Origin of the sequence: Lactiplantibacillus mudanjiangensis, from assembly GCF_005405385.1 — a bacterium.
Classification (GTDB): Bacteria; Bacillota; Bacilli; order Lactobacillales; family Lactobacillaceae; genus Lactiplantibacillus; species Lactiplantibacillus mudanjiangensis.
In genome coordinates, this window is record NZ_BJDY01000002.1 from 594,509 (window position 1) to 614,082 (window position 19,574).

At 43.6% G+C, this 19,574-nt stretch carries 20 protein-coding genes; 5 read left to right on the forward strand and 15 right to left on the reverse strand.

Annotated elements, in window-relative coordinates:
- The 5 genes from FFM84_RS03795 to hisS all read right to left on the reverse strand — a co-directional run bounded on the left by FFM84_RS03795 (window position 1) and on the right by hisS (window position 6,056).
- Complete coding sequence (locus FFM84_RS03795; RefSeq protein ID WP_130843888.1) at window positions 1–1,137, reverse strand: CDP-glycerol glycerophosphotransferase family protein; 1,137 nt, start codon at window positions 1,135–1,137, stop codon at window positions 1–3.
- Window positions 1,138–1,320: 183 nt separating this feature from the next.
- Complete coding sequence (locus tag FFM84_RS03800) at window positions 1,321–2,196, reverse strand: YitT family protein (protein WP_130843327.1); 876 nt, start codon at window positions 2,194–2,196, stop codon at window positions 1,321–1,323.
- 118 nt (window positions 2,197–2,314) lie between these two features.
- Window positions 2,315–2,854 (reverse strand): peptide-methionine (S)-S-oxide reductase MsrA, encoded by a 540-nt coding sequence (msrA, locus tag FFM84_RS03805; RefSeq protein WP_130843326.1) that lies wholly within the window; start codon window positions 2,852–2,854, stop codon window positions 2,315–2,317.
- A 103-nt stretch (window positions 2,855–2,957) separates the two neighbouring features.
- Window positions 2,958–4,754 carry an aspartate--tRNA ligase gene (gene aspS, locus FFM84_RS03810; RefSeq protein WP_130843325.1) on the reverse strand — a complete coding sequence of 599 codons (1,797 nt, stop codon included), beginning with the start codon at window positions 4,752–4,754 and terminating at the stop codon, window positions 2,958–2,960.
- A gap of 18 nt (window positions 4,755–4,772) precedes the next feature.
- Window positions 4,773–6,056, reverse strand: coding sequence for a histidine--tRNA ligase (hisS, locus tag FFM84_RS03815; RefSeq protein WP_130843324.1), 1,284 nt, complete (start codon window positions 6,054–6,056; stop codon window positions 4,773–4,775).
- 381 nt (window positions 6,057–6,437) lie between these two features.
- On the opposite strand from hisS, the gene FFM84_RS03820 reads away from it, so the two are divergent.
- The gene (locus FFM84_RS03820; protein ID WP_130843323.1) at window positions 6,438–7,286 is read left to right on the forward strand and encodes an N-acetylmuramoyl-L-alanine amidase family protein; all 849 of its coding nucleotides are present in this window, start codon (window positions 6,438–6,440) and stop codon (window positions 7,284–7,286) included.
- Between the two features lie 62 nt (window positions 7,287–7,348).
- On the opposite strand, the gene FFM84_RS03825 is transcribed toward FFM84_RS03820, so the two are convergent.
- The 8 genes from FFM84_RS03825 to FFM84_RS03860 form a co-directional block, all read right to left on the reverse strand.
- Window positions 7,349–7,978, reverse strand: a complete 630-nt coding sequence (locus FFM84_RS03825) for an HAD family hydrolase (protein WP_130843887.1) — start codon at window positions 7,976–7,978, stop codon at window positions 7,349–7,351.
- Between the two features lie 76 nt (window positions 7,979–8,054).
- Window positions 8,055–8,501, reverse strand: a complete 447-nt coding sequence (gene dtd / locus FFM84_RS03830; RefSeq protein WP_130843322.1) for a D-aminoacyl-tRNA deacylase — start codon at window positions 8,499–8,501, stop codon at window positions 8,055–8,057.
- Window positions 8,502–8,513: 12 nt separating this feature from the next.
- A complete protein-coding gene (locus FFM84_RS03835) occupies window positions 8,514–10,778 on the reverse strand; it encodes a RelA/SpoT family protein (protein WP_130843321.1) in 2,265 nt (754 codons plus the stop codon).
- Window positions 10,779–10,866: 88 nt separating this feature from the next.
- Window positions 10,867–11,199, reverse strand: a complete 333-nt coding sequence (locus FFM84_RS03840; RefSeq protein ID WP_130843886.1) for a hypothetical protein — start codon at window positions 11,197–11,199, stop codon at window positions 10,867–10,869.
- A gap of 70 nt (window positions 11,200–11,269) precedes the next feature.
- Window positions 11,270–12,022, reverse strand: a complete 753-nt coding sequence (locus FFM84_RS03845) for a 16S rRNA (uracil(1498)-N(3))-methyltransferase (RefSeq protein ID WP_130843320.1) — start codon at window positions 12,020–12,022, stop codon at window positions 11,270–11,272.
- Window positions 12,023–12,034: 12 nt separating this feature from the next.
- Window positions 12,035–12,985, reverse strand: coding sequence for a 50S ribosomal protein L11 methyltransferase (prmA, locus tag FFM84_RS03850; RefSeq protein ID WP_130843319.1), 951 nt, complete (start codon window positions 12,983–12,985; stop codon window positions 12,035–12,037).
- A 15-nt stretch (window positions 12,986–13,000) separates the two neighbouring features.
- Window positions 13,001–13,636 carry a DNA-3-methyladenine glycosylase gene (locus FFM84_RS03855; protein ID WP_130843318.1) on the reverse strand — a complete coding sequence of 212 codons (636 nt, stop codon included), beginning with the start codon at window positions 13,634–13,636 and terminating at the stop codon, window positions 13,001–13,003.
- Between the two features lie 36 nt (window positions 13,637–13,672).
- A complete protein-coding gene (locus tag FFM84_RS03860) occupies window positions 13,673–13,957 on the reverse strand; it encodes a hypothetical protein (protein WP_130843317.1) in 285 nt (94 codons plus the stop codon).
- Window positions 13,958–14,216: 259 nt separating this feature from the next.
- On the opposite strand from FFM84_RS03860, the gene FFM84_RS03865 reads away from it, so the two are divergent.
- Window positions 14,217–14,507 (forward strand): hypothetical protein, encoded by a 291-nt coding sequence (locus FFM84_RS03865; protein WP_130843316.1) that lies wholly within the window; start codon window positions 14,217–14,219, stop codon window positions 14,505–14,507.
- Window positions 14,508–14,574: 67 nt separating this feature from the next.
- On the opposite strand, the gene FFM84_RS03870 is transcribed toward FFM84_RS03865, so the two are convergent.
- Together FFM84_RS03870 and FFM84_RS03875 are read right to left on the reverse strand one after the other, a co-directional pair.
- Window positions 14,575–16,008, reverse strand: coding sequence for an APC family permease (locus FFM84_RS03870; RefSeq protein ID WP_130843315.1), 1,434 nt, complete (start codon window positions 16,006–16,008; stop codon window positions 14,575–14,577).
- Window positions 16,009–16,024: 16 nt separating this feature from the next.
- Window positions 16,025–17,377 carry an aspartate aminotransferase family protein gene (locus FFM84_RS03875; RefSeq protein WP_130843314.1) on the reverse strand — a complete coding sequence of 451 codons (1,353 nt, stop codon included), beginning with the start codon at window positions 17,375–17,377 and terminating at the stop codon, window positions 16,025–16,027.
- A gap of 400 nt (window positions 17,378–17,777) precedes the next feature.
- On the opposite strand from FFM84_RS03875, the gene FFM84_RS03880 reads away from it, so the two are divergent.
- The 3 genes from FFM84_RS03880 to FFM84_RS03895 are packed head-to-tail and all read left to right on the forward strand — an operon-like array spanning window position 17,778 to window position 19,553.
- The gene (locus tag FFM84_RS03880) at window positions 17,778–18,599 is read left to right on the forward strand and encodes a DNA/RNA non-specific endonuclease (protein ID WP_371852219.1); all 822 of its coding nucleotides are present in this window, start codon (window positions 17,778–17,780) and stop codon (window positions 18,597–18,599) included.
- A gap of 42 nt (window positions 18,600–18,641) precedes the next feature.
- Window positions 18,642–18,884, forward strand: a complete 243-nt coding sequence (locus FFM84_RS03885; protein ID WP_130843313.1) for a hypothetical protein — start codon at window positions 18,642–18,644, stop codon at window positions 18,882–18,884.
- 51 nt (window positions 18,885–18,935) lie between these two features.
- A complete protein-coding gene (locus FFM84_RS03895; protein ID WP_263854351.1) occupies window positions 18,936–19,553 on the forward strand; it encodes a hypothetical protein in 618 nt (205 codons plus the stop codon).
- Window positions 19,554–19,574: the final 21 nt, after the last annotated feature.

The window sequence follows — 19,574 nt, forward strand, 5'->3', positions numbered from 1 at the left end:
CTATTTCTGATATGGTTTTGTTTGCTGGTGAAAATATCTCACCGTTCGTTGCCCAGCTTGACCATCATTATGTGTATTCCATAGGGCATTAAACGCTGGTAACTGTTGCGGTGTCGCGGGTTGTGCTAATGCTTGATTAAGAGCCGTCACAGTCCGAACTAACGGGCCCGGCGCCCATTGCTCAAAATCAAGCTGTAGACCAACACGCTGTTGATAGTTTTGCCAGTCAAAAACATAGAATACCATTTTTTGACAATTTGGCAAGAGGGCATAGTCAAAAATCACCGATGAGTAATCGCTAATTAGTGTGTCCGTCACCGTTAATAAGTCGTCCGTGCTAAAATCAGTCGCGGTTGTCAACAAATTCGGATATTGGGCAATTAAAGCGGCCGTTTGTGCCTGTAAATGCGGATGAAGCTTCAGAACTAGTACCTGGTCGGGCGCTAGCTGCAACTGGCCAAAGTCTGCTGGCAACTCAAACGTCACGCCTTCACGATACGTCGGCGCATATAAAACGATGCGTCGATCACGCCACTCAGGATGAGCTTGATAAATTGCGGTCCGTGTTTGATCAAGCCATTGTGCATCCCGATAACGATCAGAACGTGGATAACCGAGCACGCGCATCCGATCAACGTCAACATGGTAACTTGCCGCAAAAACTTGCCCCATCTTTGGTGAACCCACGACATAATCTGTAAATTGATTATAAACCCGTTGGAATCGCCGTTGATCAGCCCGTGACCGTTGACTAGTTTGAGGATCTCCCCACCCAAACGCTTTAACCGCACCATCTGCATGCCACAATTGCACGATTCGTTGCGCTGATCGGCGGGTTAGTCCACCCAGAAACGCATAGTAATTATCACAGTAAATGATATCCGCTTGAGTAAGCACCGGAATACCAGTAAGGGCAAAACCAAGTGAATCACGAAACGGTCGAACCGCAATACCGGTTTCAGCTAGTTCGTCAGCGGCAGTTGTCGCTGACGGTAAATAATACACCGTTAACCGCGACCCGACTTGCGTTTGCAGCTCCCGAATAAAGGCCAAATTATCCGCAAAACTCATCAAATATATCACTTGATTGGTTGTTTTAAAATGCGCCAGCCAGGACATAATCGTCACTAGCCACATATACACTATTTTTTTCACGGTAGCCCCTTCTATATTTCCCGGTCATTCCCGGTGTCAAGTCATTTTAGTTAACATCTAGTAGTTTATCATATTTAAAAACCTTATGACTGGTGTTCACTGAAAATAACCTAATTTTAAAATTTCGTTAAAAAAAGTCGCTGGTCTCCCAACGACTCCATTTGGTTATGGTTCGGGCTCATAAAAGTGGCCCAAAATTTTAACGGTATTCGAAATACTGACAAAGGCATGTGGATCAGATTCTGCCATCGCTGCCGTTAATTCCGACATTTCATAACGGGTAATCACCGTAAATAAAATGGTCTTGTCATCATGACGATAGGCCCCTTCGGCATTGTGCACGATGGTGACCCCACGGCGAATGCGGTTTTGGACACTATCAATCACCGTTTTCGGCCGACTGGTAATAATCATCACTTGCATCTTTTGTTGACGCGTATAAGTCATATCCATCACCCGGCCATTAACTAGCAATCCTAGCGCAGAATAAAACGCATATGGCCAGCCGTAAACAGCTCCGGCGGAAATGACAATAATCGAGTTGAAAGCCATGTTGATGGTCCCAATGCTACGTCCTGTTTTACGACGCAGGACAATCCCGATAATATCCAGCCCACCAGTCGAAATCCCATTTTTAAGCGCCGTCCCAGTCCCAAATCCGTTCAGTGCACCACCAAAAATGGCACAAATAATCGGATCATGAGTCAGTCCCTCTGGTGCCACAATCTTGATCATAATACTAGAGAGGACAACCGCTAAAAATGTATAAACGGTGAAGCGATGGCCAATTGATCGCCAGGCAATAATAAACATTGGTACGTTTAATAAAAATAGCAAAATCGCGGTCGACAATTGGAAAGGTAAAAATTTAGTCATTAAACTGTTGACCAATTGTGCTAACCCGGTAATTCCTGAAGAATAAATATGACCTGGGGTCCAGAAAAAGTTCATGGCCACAGAAACTAAAATGGCATAAATAAATGCGGTTGACGCTTTAAAAACATCGCGATGACGTTTGGTCAACTGCTGAAAATCATCCATGATTTAATGTGCTCCTTTATCATTGCTATCCGTTATTTTACCATTTTAAAACTGCGGCTAGCAGGTTTTAGCCCATTTCTACCGAAAGTCTCACGCTTCTCAGCAAAATCCCATTAAGCTAATCAACTTTCGGTGCTTGAGCCCACTTTTCGGCAATGAAATCAGCCCGACCACCGGCCTCTTGTTCAGCGTAGACTACCGGATTGTTTTTGTAGAACCGTTGATGTTCGGCTTCGGCAGGATAAAACGGTTTTTCGTCTTCAATCTTCGTGACAATCGGTTTATCAAATAACTCAGCCGCTTGTAGTTTTGCTTTAGAAGCTTCGGCAATTGCCCGTTGTTCAGGACTATTCACAAAAATCACCGGGCGATAATTATCACCACGATCTTGAAACTGGCCCATCGCATCGGTTGGATCAGTTTGATGCCAATAAATTTCAACTAAATCTGCATAACTAATCTGTTGCGGATCAAACGTGATCTTAACCGCTTCGGTATGTCCAGTTTGATGAGCTTTCACTTGTTGATAGGTTGGATTAACGGTGTGACCACCAGTAAAACCGGATACAACACTCACGATTCCTGGTTGACTATCAAATGGTTGGACCATACACCAGAAGCACCCACCGGCAAAAATTGCTGTTTCAGTAGCTGACATTAAAATTCCTCCAATTAAATTTTAATTTAAACCTAACACGAACATAAAAGAACGTCCAGTCTAAATAACTGGACGTTCCTTTTATCGTTATGATTATTGTTAATTAAGCTTCAGGTTCATCATCAGTGTCCGTCCGATTAATCAACAAGTCTAAATCGGCTAATTGTTGATCAGAAACTGGCGCTGGTGCGTTGGTCATTGGTTCGGAAGCTTTCGAGTTCTTAGGGAACGCGATCACTTCACGAATGTTATCGTTACCGGATAGCAACATGGCAAATCGGTCTAACCCGATTGCTAAACCGCCATGAGGTGGGAAGCCCATGTCTAAGGCATCTAATAAGAATCCAAATTGTTCTTTGGCCCGTTCTGGGGTAAAGTTCAACGCTTTAAACATCTTTTCTTGAAGTTCACGCGTATGGATCCGGATCGAACCGCCACCCAATTCGTAACCGTTCAAAACAATATCGTAAGATTGAGCATGCGCTTGATGAGGGTCTTCACCATCGTTCAAGTAATGCACATCTTCTTCATTTGGCATCGTGAATGGATGATGGGCAGGAACCCAGCGTTCAATCCCTTCATCGTATTCAAACAATGGCCAGTCAACAACCCACAAATAAGCGTACTTGTTGTCATCGATCATATCTTGTTCTTTGGCAATGGCTTTACGCAAGTAACCTAACGTTTCCGAAACAACCTTAAAGCTGTCAGCCGCAAACAAGAGTAAGTCCCCTGGTTTTGCATCAGCGGCAGCAGTAATCTTAGCAAAGTCATCATCATTCTTGAAGAACTTCGCCACAGGACCACTAAAGCCATCATCCGTAACTTTCATCCAGGCTAAGCCTTTCGCCCCAAAGCGTTCAACATAGCTCGTATAGGCATCAATGGCTTTACGTGAATACTTGTCAGCACCACCAGGAACGGCGATTGCTTTAACTACGCCACCATTGTCTAAGGCACCCGTAAAGACCTTGAACCCAGAGTCGGCGACAGCTTTAGACATGTCCTTTAATTCCATCCCAAAACGCACATCGGGTTTGTCAGAACCAAAGCGACTCATGGCATCTTGCCACGTGATCCGGTCAAATGGTGTCTTCACGTCAATCCCTTTAACATCATGCATGACTTTTTTAATCAAGCCTTCAGTATAGCTTTGAATTTCTTCAGCAGATAAGAATGACGTTTCCATATCGATCTGCGTAAATTCAGGTTGACGGTCACCCCGTAAATCTTCATCCCGGAAACAACGGGCAATTTGATAGTAACGATCAAAACCAGCACCCATTAATAGTTGTTTAAACAATTGTGGTGATTGAGGCAAGGCGTAGAAGTGACCTTGATAAACCCGTGAAGGCACCAAATAATCCCGAGCCCCTTCAGGCGTTGATTTCGTTAAGAATGGCGTTTCGATGTCATAGAAGCCGTTAGCGTCAAAATAGCTATGAACCGCTTGGGTGATCCCGTTACGAATCTTCAAGCCTTTTTGCATTTCTGGCCGCCGTAAGTCTAAATAACGATACTTCAAACGCAATTCATCAGAAACATTGATGTCATCTTGAATGTAAAATGGTGGCGTCTTCGCCTTGTTTAAAATCTTAGCTTCATGGATTTCAACTTCGACTTTACCGGTCTTCATGTTCGGGTTAATTGCACTACCATTACGGTTAACAACTTTCCCTTGCACTTCAATCACATATTCGCCCCGTAATTGATCAGCAACGTCTAACGCCGCTTGTGAAAATTCTTGACTGAAGACTAATTGCACAATGCCTTCCCGGTCGCGTAAATCAATAAAAATCAAGCTCCCAAGGTCTCGGCGCTTTTGCACCCAACCTTGTAAGACCACGTCTTGGCCTAAATAATCTTCATTAACTAAGCCAGCATAAGTGGTTCGTTTCATATCACAATTCCTCCTCGTCTATTTACCGGTTAATACTTGTTGTGCATGGTTTAACACATCTGCCATCGCAACTTGAGTTTCTTCACCAGTTGCCATTGCCTTTAAGTTAACCACACCTTGTTCGATTTCACTTTCGCCCACCGTCATCGTGTAACGCGCGTTTAAGCGATCAGCACTCTTGAACTGGGCCTTAGGTTTACGATCCAAGTAATCGCGTTCGGCACTAAACCCAGCACCACGTAATGCTTGAGCTAACTTCAACGTTGTGGCACTAGCTTCTGAACCAATCCCAACCACGTAAACATCTAGTTGATCATTATTTGGAAAGGCGATGTTTTCAGCGTCCATTAAAACTAAGAGCCGTTCAACCCCGAGACCAAACCCAACACCAGACGTTTCTGGACCGCCAAGTTCTTTCACTAAACCGTTGTAACGACCACCGGCACAAATCGTCGTGTAGCCTTGGCCTAATGATTTCGAATTCGTCATAATTTCGAAGATCGTGTGGTTATAGTAATCTAATCCACGAACCATCGTTGCATCGATTTCAAACGGAATCTCTAACGCCGTGAGTAACGCTTTAGTTTCATCAAAATGAGCTTGGGCATCATCGCTCAAGTAATCTAAGATTGATGGCGCATCAGCCACGAACTTTTGATCTTCTGGCGCTTTGCTATCCAAGACCCGTAATGGATTCTTGTGCAAGCGTTCCTTAGAATCATCACTTAATTCTTCAAAATGAGGTTCCAAGTAATCAATCAAGGCTTGACGATAATCGTCACGCGTTTGTTGATCGCCTAAGGTATTAATCACTAACTTTAAGTCGTTTAAACCAAACTTTTTAAGTAAGCTAACCCCCATTGCGATGACTTCCACATCCAAAGCCGCACTTTCACTCCCGAATGCTTCCACCCCTAATTGATGGAATTCGCGAAGCCGACCTGATTGAGGACGTTCGTAACGATACATTGGTCCCATGTAATAAACTTTGTAAGGCTTTAAAACTTGGGGGCCATATAATTTATTTTCCACAAAAGCCCGGACAACACCGGCAGTGCCTTCTGGACGTAAGGTAATATGGCGATCACCCTTATCATGGAAATCATACATTTCCTTCGTTACAATATCTGAAGTATCCCCTGCAGAACGGGAGAAAACTTCAAAGTTTTCGAATAATGGCGTCCGAATTTCTTTAAATTGGTACGTCTTAAAAATGTCACGCGCCGTCTCTTCAACAAATTGCCATTTTTCACTGTCGCCTGGCAAAATGTCCGCGGTGCCTTTTGGCCGTTGATATCTCATTGTTGTTCCTCCTTCATTTAAATCGACAAAAAAGCGCCCCTGATTATTAATCAAGGGCGCTTTTTGCGCGGTACCACCTTATATGAGCACTAACTGATAACGTCTGTGTTACACAGGCGGAACTTTCCGTTCACCTCAAAAGCGTCTCCTCATTGTGCGTTTTCCGGATTTTCAGCCCCACCGGTCTCTGTCTAAAACGTTGGACAATGCTCTTACTTTCTCTGCGGTCGATTTATTAACTTATGGTTAAAGTTACACGACTCCGTTGGAAAAGTCAACTGTGCACAGTAGAATTATTAGCGACGTGACTCCCTTTCTAGTTCAGTTTTGGTATACTGGAAACGTTACGCTGAATCTAAATCAAACGAGTTGGTGAACCTCTTGCAAGTTTTAAAACGCTTTTGGCGTCAAATTTTAATCACGGTCGTTTTTATCGGCCTCGTCGCCGGTTTCACGACCATTCTAGCCACCCACAACACCGCCGTTGTCAACATTGCAAATGTCAATATCCGCAAAGGTCCGGGCATGAGTTACGGTGTGAGTGACTCGACAACTAAGGGAACTAAAGTACACATTATGCGACGCAAAAATAATTGGCTCTATGTTCGTTACGCCGATCATAAGTTTGGTTGGATTGCCAGTTGGCTCGTTAATGAAAAAAATAGTCAACTTAGCAAGACGACCAAAATCTCCGAAGCCACAATTGTTTTAGATCCTGGTCACGGTGGTTCTGATTCTGGGGCTCTTTCTAGTAAAAATAAAATGGAAAAGACCTATACGTTACGCGTTGCTAAAGCCGTCGCCAAACGATTACGTGCAGCTGGTGCCCACGTTGTTTTAACGCGAAATACCGATACTTATGTTGGCCTCAGTGCCCGACCAGCCTTAGCAAACAAACTTAACGCTGACGCCTTTATTAGTTTTCATTTTGATAGTTCACCGGAAAATAACCAAGGTTCCGGGATTACGACTTATTACTACCACAAGTCAACGTCGCTGGCCTTGGCAAAAGCTTTAAGTAATGATGTCGTCGGCTTACCGATCAAAAATAAAGGTACTGCTTTTGGTGATTTCTTAGTCATTCGAGATAATTCTGTACCAGCAGTTTTAATGGAACTTGGCTACATCAATGACGATAGTGATTTCAAAACCATTAGTTCAAAGAAATACCCTAATGAAGTGGCTCAAGCCGTTTACGCCGGCTTATCGAGTTACTTCGCCAATCATTAAACTTGTCACACCCAAAAAGGCCAACCATCAAGCAATCGATGGTTGGCCTTTTGAGCTTCATATTAACCGATCAATGGCAATAATGATGCTAGTTTGGTCACTTGCGCTTCCGGATGACTAGTAACGGTCACTAACTCATCATAATCGAATAACCAACCAGCAATACCGGCATTGTGCCCGGCATCAATATCTAGGTTACGATCACCGACCATGACGGCAACCTCCCGATTGGCTTGATGCTTATCGAGTAAATAGTTTAAAGCGGCAGGATCTGGCTTACGTGGAAACGGCTGAGCAGCGGTCACAAAATCGGTAAAGTATTGTTTTAAATCCGCCTGCTCTAAATAGGCTAAGGCAGCCGCATTACGATGTGTCATTAAATAATTGCGACCACCAACCGCTTGCACTTTAGCCAACACGGCCTGGGCATCAGCAAATGGGGCTGGCTGTGTTTGAAATTGCTGCTCATAGCGTTGATACCCGGCCCGCAAATCATGCAAGTCCCAACCATATTTGGCTGCCAATTGTCGTTCGGCCACGCCCACAGATTGTTGGCGCATGAGTTGATACGTCGTCTCGTTATCCACTTGACCACCTAGCTCAGTCACCGCTGCCACGAAAGCCCGAACCATCGCCGGATACGTATCCATTAGCGTCCCATCAAAATCCCAAATCAATTCTCTTTTTAACATCAATCACAGTGCCTCCTAGATTAATTGCATGCAACAAAAAGCTGAAATAGTCAGCATTGGCTACTCCAGCTTTTGTTTATTTTTGATCAGTATCGTAACAAATCGTCACTGGACCGTCATTGACTAATGACACTTGCATATCCGCACCAAAGACGCCAGTCGCGACTGGCACACCCGCCGCAGCTAATTGTTCGTTAAATGTATCATACAATTGACTGGCCACTTGCGGATCACCAGCATCAGTAAAACTAGGCCGATTGCCATGACGCGTATCGGCATACAACGTAAATTGAGAAATCGATAAAATCGATCCCTGCACTTGTTGCACGTTCAAATTTAATTTACCGTCAGCATCACTAAAAATACGCAAATTTAAAATTTTTCGTACCAAGTAAGCTAGTTCAGCCTCACCATCGCCATCTTGGAATCCAACTAAGAGCACTAACCCTTGATCGATCTGGCCGTGAACCTGACCGGCAATACTAACTTGCGCCTGTTGCGCGCGTTGAACAACGACTCGCACGATCGGACCCTCCTAAAACATTTTCCGTTCAACAACATAAACATCTTGAACATTCTTCAAACTTTCGATAATTCGTTGTAAATGTTCTAAATTACGAACGCCTAAAGAAACACTAATAATCACCATCTTGTTATGGTCAACTTTCCCATTAACATTCGTCAAAAACTTGGTATTATTGTTGATTACTTTCAAGACATCATTCAACATACCATTACGGTTATAACCTTGAATTTCTAAGTCAGAATTGTAATTTGTCCGATCGCCCTCAGGATCTTCCCATTGGACATCGATTAGCCGTTCACCTTGGGCTTCAGCATTCTTGACATTGGGGCAACCAATCCGATGCACGGAAACGCCGCGCCCTTTGGTAATATAGCCCACAATATCATCACCCGGAATTGGCGAACAACAGTGACTTAATCGAACTAACAAGTTATCGACGCCTTGAATGATCACGCCACCCGAAGAAGAGACTTTCTTACGCTTTTCATCATTCTTTTCTTGGGCTTCAGCTTGTTCTTTTTTCTTTTTCTTTGACGTTTGCTCGTTGTGTTCAGCCAGAATTTCACGTTCACGTTCGCGTTGTCGATCGGCTTCACGCTGCTTACGCACATCACTCGTTAACCGATTGGCAATCCCAACTGGTTGCACATCGCCAAAACCTAACGCCGCATACAAGTCATCCTCGCCACCATAGTGCATCTTCTTGGCGACAGCTTCAACCTTCTCCTTGTTCATCACCGTTTTAGGATCGAATTCAAAGTCACGTAATTGGCGTTCCAACATGTCGCGACCAGTGACAATATTGCCTTCACGATCCGCATTACGGAAAAATTGTTTAATCTTATTCCGAGCTCGTCGTGTGTAAACTAACTTTTGCCAATCACGACTAGGCCCCGTCGAACTAGTTGACGTTAAAATATCGACAATGTCGCCATTTTTAATCTGATAGTCCAACGGCACAATCTTGCCGTTAACTTTGGCACCGGTTGTGTGATTACCAACTTCAGTATGAATGGAGTATGCCATGTCAAGGGGACCAGCACCCTTTGGTAATTCAGTGACATCACCTTTAGGCGTAAAGGCATAAACACGATCACTAAAGAGATCACCTTTGACGCCTTCCATAAAGTCAGCGGCATCTTTACTTTCATCTTGAAGTTCAATAATCTCTTTAACTAAGTTTAGCTTGTCACCAGATTGCGTGGCTTGCACTTGATCGCGTACGCCTTCTTTGTACGCCCAATGCGCCGCAACCCCATATTCAGCCACTCGGTGCATCTCAAAGGTCCGAATTTGAATTTCTAAGGGTTTACCTTCAGGACCGACCACCGTCGTATGCAAGGATTGATACATATTGGCTTTAGGCATCGCAATATAATCCTTAAACCGACCTGGCATCGGCTTCCATTGGGTATGAATCGCCCCTAAAACTGCATAACAGTCTTTAATCGAATCAACGACCACCCGAATAGCCAGTAGGTCATACAATTGACTAAATTGCTTGTGCTTATCACGCATCTTTTTGTAGATCGAATAAATATGCTTTGGCCGACCATAAATTTCAGCATCCGGCAAATTCAAATCTGTTAACGCTTTTTGAATATCTTGCAACGCAATTTCAATGTACTTTTCACGATCTTCGCGCCGTGAATTCATCAAATGAACAATCCGATAATATTGTTGTGGGTTTAAATATCGTAACGATATATCTTCAAGTTCCCATTTGATGGTACTGATCCCTAAGCGATCCGCAATGGGCGCATAGATTTCCAACGTTTCATTGGCAATTCGCCGTTGCTTATCCGGCCGCAAGTGTTTCAAGGTCCGCATATTGTGCAACCGATCCGCTAATTTAACAATCATCACCCGAATGTCTTTAGACATAGCCAACAACAATTTACGGTGATTTTCAGCTAATTGTTCTTTATTCGACTTATAGCGAATTTTGCCTAATTTGGTGACCCCATCGACAATGACGGCCACATCTTTGCCAAACAGTTCTTCCACATCGCCGAGTGTCACCCCAGTATCCTCCACAACATCGTGTAAGAAACCGGACGCAACTGTTTCAGGATCCATTTTTAGTTCTGCTAAAATCCCAGCTACTTGAATCGGATGCATAATATAAGGTTCGCCAGATTGACGATATTGATCCCGATGCACATAGGTTGCAAAATCACAGGCACGTTTCACTAGTGCAACGTGATCTTCATTCATATAAGCTTGGACCATTTCTAGGACGTCTTGAGCCGTCCAAGTCGGTTGTTTGGGCATACTTTAATCACCACGTTTTCCAAAAATTTCTACTTTGATAAAAAGACACGTCCGTTTTGATTAAACTAACGTGTCTGTTGCACTCATTTTAAACCTGACTCGCCTGACCAGCCATCCCGTATGCTAAGTAAGAAATACCCAAATATACGATTGCTAAATAATAAACGTAGCTTGGGAAAAACAAATAAAGCCCTAGCAAACAAAACAATGGCATGAGCCAAACTAACCAGCCGGTACGTTCAGTTCGACGAATTTGCCAACCAATAATCGCCGCAATGACAAAGTCAGCCACAAATAATAACCACACAATTTGATGTAGACGCCCGATGCTAAGTAGCTTTAATAACCACGGCATTCCAACACCAACAAGTATCGCGACTAGCCAATACTGACCACTGAACTTACGAAACTTTTCCGTCACGTTAATCCCCCACTTATGTCTCATTAACTCATTATGATAATTACTTAATTGTACACCACCAACTCGTAAATTACACTAATTCACGCCAAAAAGAAACTGCGCTTAACAAGTAGAGTGGCGCCGTTTCGGCCCGCATAATTCGTGGTCCTAATCCAGCTGGTTGAACCCCCGCTGCCGTTAAGGTCTCAATTTCAGCTGGTGTGAGGCCGCCCTCTGGACCAAAGATAGCTAATAACGGTTCACCAGTCGGTAATTGTTGCAACGTTTGGACTAATTGGCTGTGTTCACCTTGCTTCGCTGATTCTTCCCATGCCACGACGCTCGCTGCATGGGGAACGGCCGTCACTAATGTAGCTAGATCCGGCTGATAACTCACCGTTGGCACCATCGTTCGATGCGATTGTTCAGCGGCCGACTCAGCAATTTTAGCCAAACGCGCTAATTTGCGCGCCCGTTTATTCGGCGCCCACTTGGCAACCGCATATTGGCAATCAAAAAACACAAAGCCAGCCGCACCTAATTCGGTCCCACGTTGCACAATTTGTTCCGTTTTGTCCCCTTTAGAGACACCACACGCAATCATCACCGGTGTCGAGAGTTCAACTTGCGGCGTGGTCACTGACATGACTTGCACCGTTGCCGCCGCTTTGGTAGCTGTAACTAGGGTCCCCACGACCACGTCACGGGCAATCGTCACAAATTCAGCCTGATCACCAGGTTGAGCGCGCATGACGGTCAGCCAATGATGGACGGCATCACCCGTGAGTTCAAAAGTTTGTTCCGGGACGGCTTCAATGGCGCTTTTTAAGAAATAACGTTGCATCGATTGACCTCCCTAGTCTTCATCGGTTGGCAAATAAGCCACGATACTGTGCCAGTCACCCATTTGTGTGTGTTGGGTAATCTGGAATCCAGCGTCCTTAATGGCCGTCATCACCATCGTGAATTTATCATCAATAATGCCAGATGTAATGAAGTAACCGCCTTGTTTCAAGTTAGCTTTCGCTTGTGGCACTAATGGAATGATAATCTCAGCTAAAATATTAGCCACAATAATATCTGCCTGAGTATGAATACCAGTCAACAAATCATTAGCTGCCACTTTAACATCGGCCGCAACTGGGTTTAAATCCAAGTTAGTTTGTGCAGCTTCCACCGCCACATCATCAAGGTCATAGGCTTCTACTTGGCCCACACCCATTGCTTTGGCCGCAATGCTTAAAACGCCAGAGCCGGTTCCGACATCAATTAAATGTTCACCACCATTAATGACGGTTTCTAGATTTTGTAATGATAGCTTCGTGGTTGGATGGGTCCCAGTCCCAAAAGCCATACCGGGATCTAATCGTAAAACTAGTTCATTTGATTGCGCTGGTTGATAGTCTTCCCAACTAGGCACAATCGTCAAATAACGGGTCACCCGAACTGGATGATAGTACTTCTTCCAAGCCGTCGCCCAAGCTTCATCAGACAAATCTGCCATCGTCACTTCATTGGGGGCTGGATTCAACCCATAATCCGCTAACTTCGCCACACGCTGCTTGATGGTTGGCAAAATTTCGGGCACAAAGACGGTTTCTGGATAATAAGCCGAAATTAAGGCACCACTCGTGACGTGCGGAATCGTCGCAAGATCAATAATTTCACCATAACGATTAGGTTTTAGATTTTGATAATCTAAGGCGTCATCAATCTTGACACCACTTGCACCGGCCTCCATTAAAATATTCGAAACTGCTTCAACTGCTTCATTTGAGGTACTAACTGTTACTTCAGTCCATTTCATGATTAAAAACTCCTTCTAAATTATTGTGGCTTGCCAACCATGCTGAGCCAGATCTTGATCGCGCTTTTTCACTTGTGACACAAACGGATTACCAGCAACGTAATATCGTAGTGGCGCAGTGGACCAGTCGCCCTTATTGACAATACCAATCCGCGGACTAGTCGCAATCTGTTGTGGGTTTCGAGCCGGCGTTAACCTTAAATCCAAGGTCGTTGAACTTAATGGTGTGCCATTCAATGTTTTGTCTAAGCCTAACGCCTGCATTAATTTACCAGGCCCCGTTGTCAAATTAGCTAACGGGACTGGTCGGTTCCGCTGCATCTGAGCCACCCCTTCGACCGGCTCAATCCCACGAATCAACACACACTCCGGCACACCAGCTGATTGCGTGACCAAATTCAATAAGAATTGGGTTCTCATTTGATAAATATAAATCGTTCCCGCCGGTTGCCATAAAGCCTGATTACGAGCCGTTTGATGGTTTTTAAAGGCGTGGGCACCCGCGTCAGTGGCACCTAGGTAAGCTTCGGTCTCGGTAATCCAAGCGGTTAAGATGCCAGTTGGCGTTGCCAGCCGCAGTTGTTTACCTAGTAACAACGCCGCAATTTTTGGCGTTGTGGTGTTCGATAAAAATTCCGTTACCCCTACCATCAACTTTACCTCCACTTTAACTTACGAAAAAAGCGACTAATCAGTCGCCTTTTTTGGTAAATGCTTATTCAAATACTTGACCAGATCCGCTTCGTGTTTAAAAATCCGAGGATGCTTCTGCTTATGCAGTCGCAAGGCAATCTCATTAATTTTAACGCGACCCGTCCAAGTATGGCTATACTTCACGACCACGCGATTGTTTCGATGGTCCTTGCCGAATTTCAACACGTAAACGCTATCGGGAACCATCAGCGGTCTGATATATGTTTTATCGTATTCATAATGCATCGATCGCAAAAATTGTTTCGTGCGTTTTAACATGTCGTTAATCTCTCCTTCACCACGTGAAATTGATTTATTTACGGAACTGACACTCAGTTCCAATCAGTCATATATCTGTTCAATATTATAACAGATTTTAAACAGTTATTGTATCAATTCAACATCGGTTAGGCAAGAAACTCGAATTAATTCATGAATATTTGCTTAAAACTGACACTAATTTTAATTCAATCAACTCCGCTATGATAAACTAGTCATAGTTAAGTTTAAGCTTTACTTTATTTGAGGGGGAACCAACATGATTTTAATCGAAAGAATTTACCATCGGGGCCACGCCGAAGTGACTTCGGTTGATCAAATCGATAGTTTTCAAACCAACGATGGTTATGTCACGAAGAACCAAGTCTTGGCTCGTGAAATTGGGGCTGACAATGAAAATTGTTTTTATAAAAACAGTGAAGGTAAACGTAAAAAAGTGGTTGCCGCTAAAGCTGACGATGGGCAATGGCACTTAAAAACCATTGGCAGTACTGATGCGACCAGTGATGGGCTATTACAACTGCCGCATATGGATAACGTGTGGGGCTAGTTGTAGCCTACAAAAAGCTGTTAAAAGGACTGATACGGTTTAAACCGCATCAGTCCTTTTTGTGTGCTTATTTATGTTTTTGACCTAAATATGAATGGTGCATGCCGTATGTGAAGTAAATGATGAGCCCTAAGACAAACCAGACACCGGCATAAATCTTGGCTTGAATATCTAATCCCATGAAAACAAATAAAGCACCTAAAAACGCCAAAGCTGGTAAGACTGGATATAATGGCATTTTAAACGCTGGTTCCGGAATGTCACGCCCTTCTCGTTTACGTAAAGCATAAATTCCTAATGAAACGAACATAAAAGCAATCAACGTTCCGGCGGAAATCAGTTGTGCTAAAAAGGCAAATGGACAAAGTGCGCCAATGACAATGGCAACGATTGTTAATACCAATAAGGCGTTGCCTGGCTGGTTGTGTTTTAATTTACCGAGCCAGCCCGGCAACATACCATCACGACCAAATGAATAAATCAAGCGTGATCCGGCTAACGTCATCCCGATTAAAGCCGTAAACATCCCAATGACCGCAATGGCTTGAATCACACTAGCCACTACCGGGTGACCGGCATGCCGTAATGCCCAGCCAACAGGTTCCGCATTGTTAGCGTAAGCCGTATATTTGAACATCCCAACCAATACTAATGCCACTGCGACGAACAAGACTACCGCGATAACTAATGACCCCAGAATCCCACGTGGCATGGTTTTGCCAGGGTTCTTAGCTTCGGCCGAATTAGCTGCGATGGAGTCAAATCCAATATAGGACAAGAAAATCATTGAGACACCCGCATAAATACCAGGCCAGCCGCCAAAGGCACTGCCATCTGCATTAACGTGGTATTTGGGAACAAACGGCACATAGTTCTTCAAATGAATGGCCGTGGCCCCAACAACAATAAACGTTAAAATTGCTAGCACTTTTAACACAACTAAGACATTTTCAACCCGTGAGGCTTGGCTAACACCACGTGACAATAGCAACGAAACTAAAGCAATCACGACCACTGCCACTAAATCCACAATTCCACCATTGGTCCCAAAGGTATTCGATAAACTCTTCGGCAATGTTAAGCCAAGTGGTGATAATAACCCACGCAAATTAGCTGACAGTCCGGACCCGACAAAGGCCAGCGCAATAAAATATTCAGCTAATAATGCCCAGCCGGCAATCCACCCAAAGAATTCACCAAACATCACGTTAATCCAAGAATATGCTGAACCGGCGAATGGCATTGCGGCCGCCATTTCAGCATACGCAAATGCGACTAATCCCGCCACAATGGCGGCAACGATGAACGAAAAGACCACGGCGGGACCGGCATGTTCCGCGGCGACTACTCCTGGCAACGTAAAGATTGATGTCGAGACAATTGTCCCCACTCCTAAAGCTAAAAAGTCTTTAACTGTCAAAACCCGCACTAAATGGGAATCTTTGTCTTCATAAATTGATGGATCTTCTTTTAACGTCAACCGTTTTAACCAACGTTGCATCTAATTTCCTCCTCTATTACCAACCAATCTTGCCAGTTGGGCGTTGCACTTGTCCTTGTTCCGCCGCCGTGAGCGCATGGTCGATCACCATTAATGCGCGATCTAACTGTGGTCGTGTGATAACCAGTGGTGGCTGGAACCGTAAAATATTGCCTTTGAGTGTAATCATCACAACACCATGTTGAAAGGCCTCATAAATCACATCACTGGCAAATTCAGGATCTGGTTCCTTGGTCGTCGGATCTTTAACCAGTTCGATCCCCCCGTCTAAACCATATAGCCGAACATCGCCAATTTTAGGATGACGCTGTTGTAAGGCTAAGAATCGTTGTTTGACGTAGGCACCATCCACAATAGACTTATGTAATAAATCTTCAGCAGCTAAAGCGTCTAATGTTGCCAGTGAGGCCGCACAACAAACCGGATTGGCGCTTGTGGTAAAAACATGTGCCGGCGCAGCTAAACTTTCCATCACGTCGCGGCGACCAATCACCGCACTAAGTGGCATACCAGACGCTAATGATTTTCCAACTGACATCAGATCTGGTTGAACACCCGGAAAATGTTCAATGCTCCACATTTTACCAGTGCGGCCCATCCCTTGATTAACTTCATCAACGGCAAATAAGATCCCATGGTCATGACAAAATTGGTAAACCAGTTGTATGTATTCTGTGGGCGCTTTGCGAATCCCACCATCGCCTTGGATCGGTTCAATCAAGACGCAAGCCGTTTCATCCACGGGTAAGTAGGAGTCAAATGGCGCTTTAAAAGCCGCAAAATAGCGTAATGATAACTTGTGTTCACTTTCACCGGGTAACCGTCGATAAAGGTCGGGATATGGCACATGAACGACGCCTGGTAACATCGGCCCCATTTTGCGGGCCATGTTTAAGCTCACTCCTGATAGCGTCATTGAGCCATATGTCGACCCATGATAAGCATCCATGTAAGACACAATGTATTGTCGACCGGTGTAAGCCCGAGAAAACTTAATAATGGCATCGTTGGCATCTGACCCAGAATTACCAAATGCAACCTCGTTATCATCACCCGGTGCTAGCTTGGAAAGTCTTTCGGCCAGTTGTTGTTCTGGTTGATGATGAAAATAAGCTGGCGTGTAGTGGATCAACTTTTCAGCTTGATTTTGGATCGCCCGCACAACTCTAGCATTAGTATGACCGACATTAATCGCCGAAGCACTCGCTAATAAGTCGATGTAGTCGTTGCCAGCCACGTCCGTTAAAACGGCACCGTGGGCATGATCAATAATTAAATCATAGTAATTAATCCGCGCAGCCGTTGCAAGGTAGTGAGCCTCACGAGCAATTAATTGATGCGCGTCTAAATGATGAGCTTCAGCTGTCATTGGGGTTCCCTCCTCTAATTAATAAAAGTAGGTTTATTCTAATTTATTTTTAATTTTAATGCAAATCTTATTTTGTGTTTTAAATCGATTGTTAATTACAATAATCACTGTTAATAAAGGAATGTATGTATTAAGTATTATTTTAATTAATAAATTTATCAATCTGTTTTCTCATCATAGTAATAACTGACTTTCCTAACTCACGTCACAACCCGATATTAATATCTAAATAATATGGAATTAATTTAGCTATTAATATAAAATTAATTGACTGATTTAAAACTCAGTTCAGGGGGATGACTGAACGAGCTTTCATCAGCACAATTAAAAGGAGTTGATTACTTTGCAACCAAATCATTACCGGTCTCATCATTCTTGGTGGGGCCCATTGATCATACTAATTCTTAGTTTGACCGTTATCACTATCGCCCTACCGGCTGCTCCAGTTCAGGCTACAACCGTGTATGTCACTCGTACTGGTAAACATTATTTTTATAACCGACACGATCGCGGCTTAAACCGGGCTAAAAAGATCTTTGCGGTATCGTTAAGTACGGCTAAAAAACGTGGATTGACCTTATCAGCTACTGAAACGGCACCCAAGAAAACCACTACCGTAAAAAAGGCCACACCGAAAAAACAGGCAACCGTTAAACGAACGACCACCAAAACTTATCAGGTCACATCAGTAAATCACAATCGTCCTACATTTAAAACAGCCACATTATCTACTAAACATGGCGCTTGGCAAAAATATGGTCAATTAGATACGCTAAACCGGGTCACAACTGCTAATGCATTACTAAATCAAAAACTGATGCCAAAAGCCACTCGCTCAGCCTTAACAATCAATCCCACTGGCTGGCACAATAAACAAATTGGCAGTGGTTGGCTATACAATCGTTGCCATTTGATTGGGTATCAGTTGACCGGACAAAATAATAACTGGCGCAACTTAATGACGGGAACCCGGCAATTAAATGATCCCGGGATGACTAAGTATGAAAATCAAGTTGCAAGCTATTTAAAAAGTAGCCGTAAACACTACGTTCGCTATCAGGTCAAACCCGTGTTTAAAAATCACGAATTATTAGCCCGTGGCGTAAAAATGCAAGCTAGATCAATCGGTTCAAAAGCAATTAGTTTCAATGTCTACCTTCCCAACACACAAGCAGGCATGAAACTAAATTATCAAACTGGAACCAGTAAAGTTGCTAAATAAACAATTTGCTACTAACAAAGATAACTTAGGAGGATTTCAAAAATGACGACTTTAAAACGTTTAACCGCTATGATTATGATCACCTTTACACTCGGTGGTGGCTTAGTGAGCCTACCGCCTGAAAACGTTCAGGCCAAAACCGCCTATGTCTACATTGCACCAAATCATGGAAAAAAATATCACTTTACGAGCAATTGTCGGGGCTTAAATCGAGCTAAACGGATCAAACATGTCAAACTTTCTTGGGCTAAGCGACATGGCTATAAGCGTTGTAAGCTTGGATAGCATTTGTGGATAATATTTAGAGCGTTATTATATTTTCGGGGAGACCTCACATTGAAAAATAGAAAATGGCTTTTACTGATTTTTGCAGCTATCGGCGCATGGCTAACAGTCAGTCAAGCGGCTTCAGCACATACTGTATGGAATGATAACGGCAACTGGGTCACCATGACTCGTGATGTAAAGGTTCTTAAGATTCACAACACTGTGCCACGCTACAAAAGTTATCAAGTCGCCTCATACACCGCTAAAAAAGGTAGCCATTATAAGCTTGAACATTGGGGCGTTGAACACTCTTGGGTATTAAACTCTGGTAAATTTAACTCTAACGATCGTTACACTTATGTCGTTTCAGCTGGCAGTATGAGTACTAGCTGGTTTAAATTCGGTATCCATAAAATTGCTCATACGTCAAAGTATAAGTCATTCCATGGTTACCGAATTGCACGCGCCAAAAGTGATTTAACTTTTAACACATTTTACATTAAGTTTACTCATGATATTGTTTCCGATTATGCACCAACTCAAACATCTAAAGTGATTTTCAAACATGGTAGTCACGTTTATCCCAAAAGACATGAATGGGATAAAATTGTCGGTGATTATGTGACGTCATACACTTATAAATCTGGTGCTTGGCATAAGGGCGATACGATGTATGTCCCTGATTAAACTATCGTTAATTTAACTGTC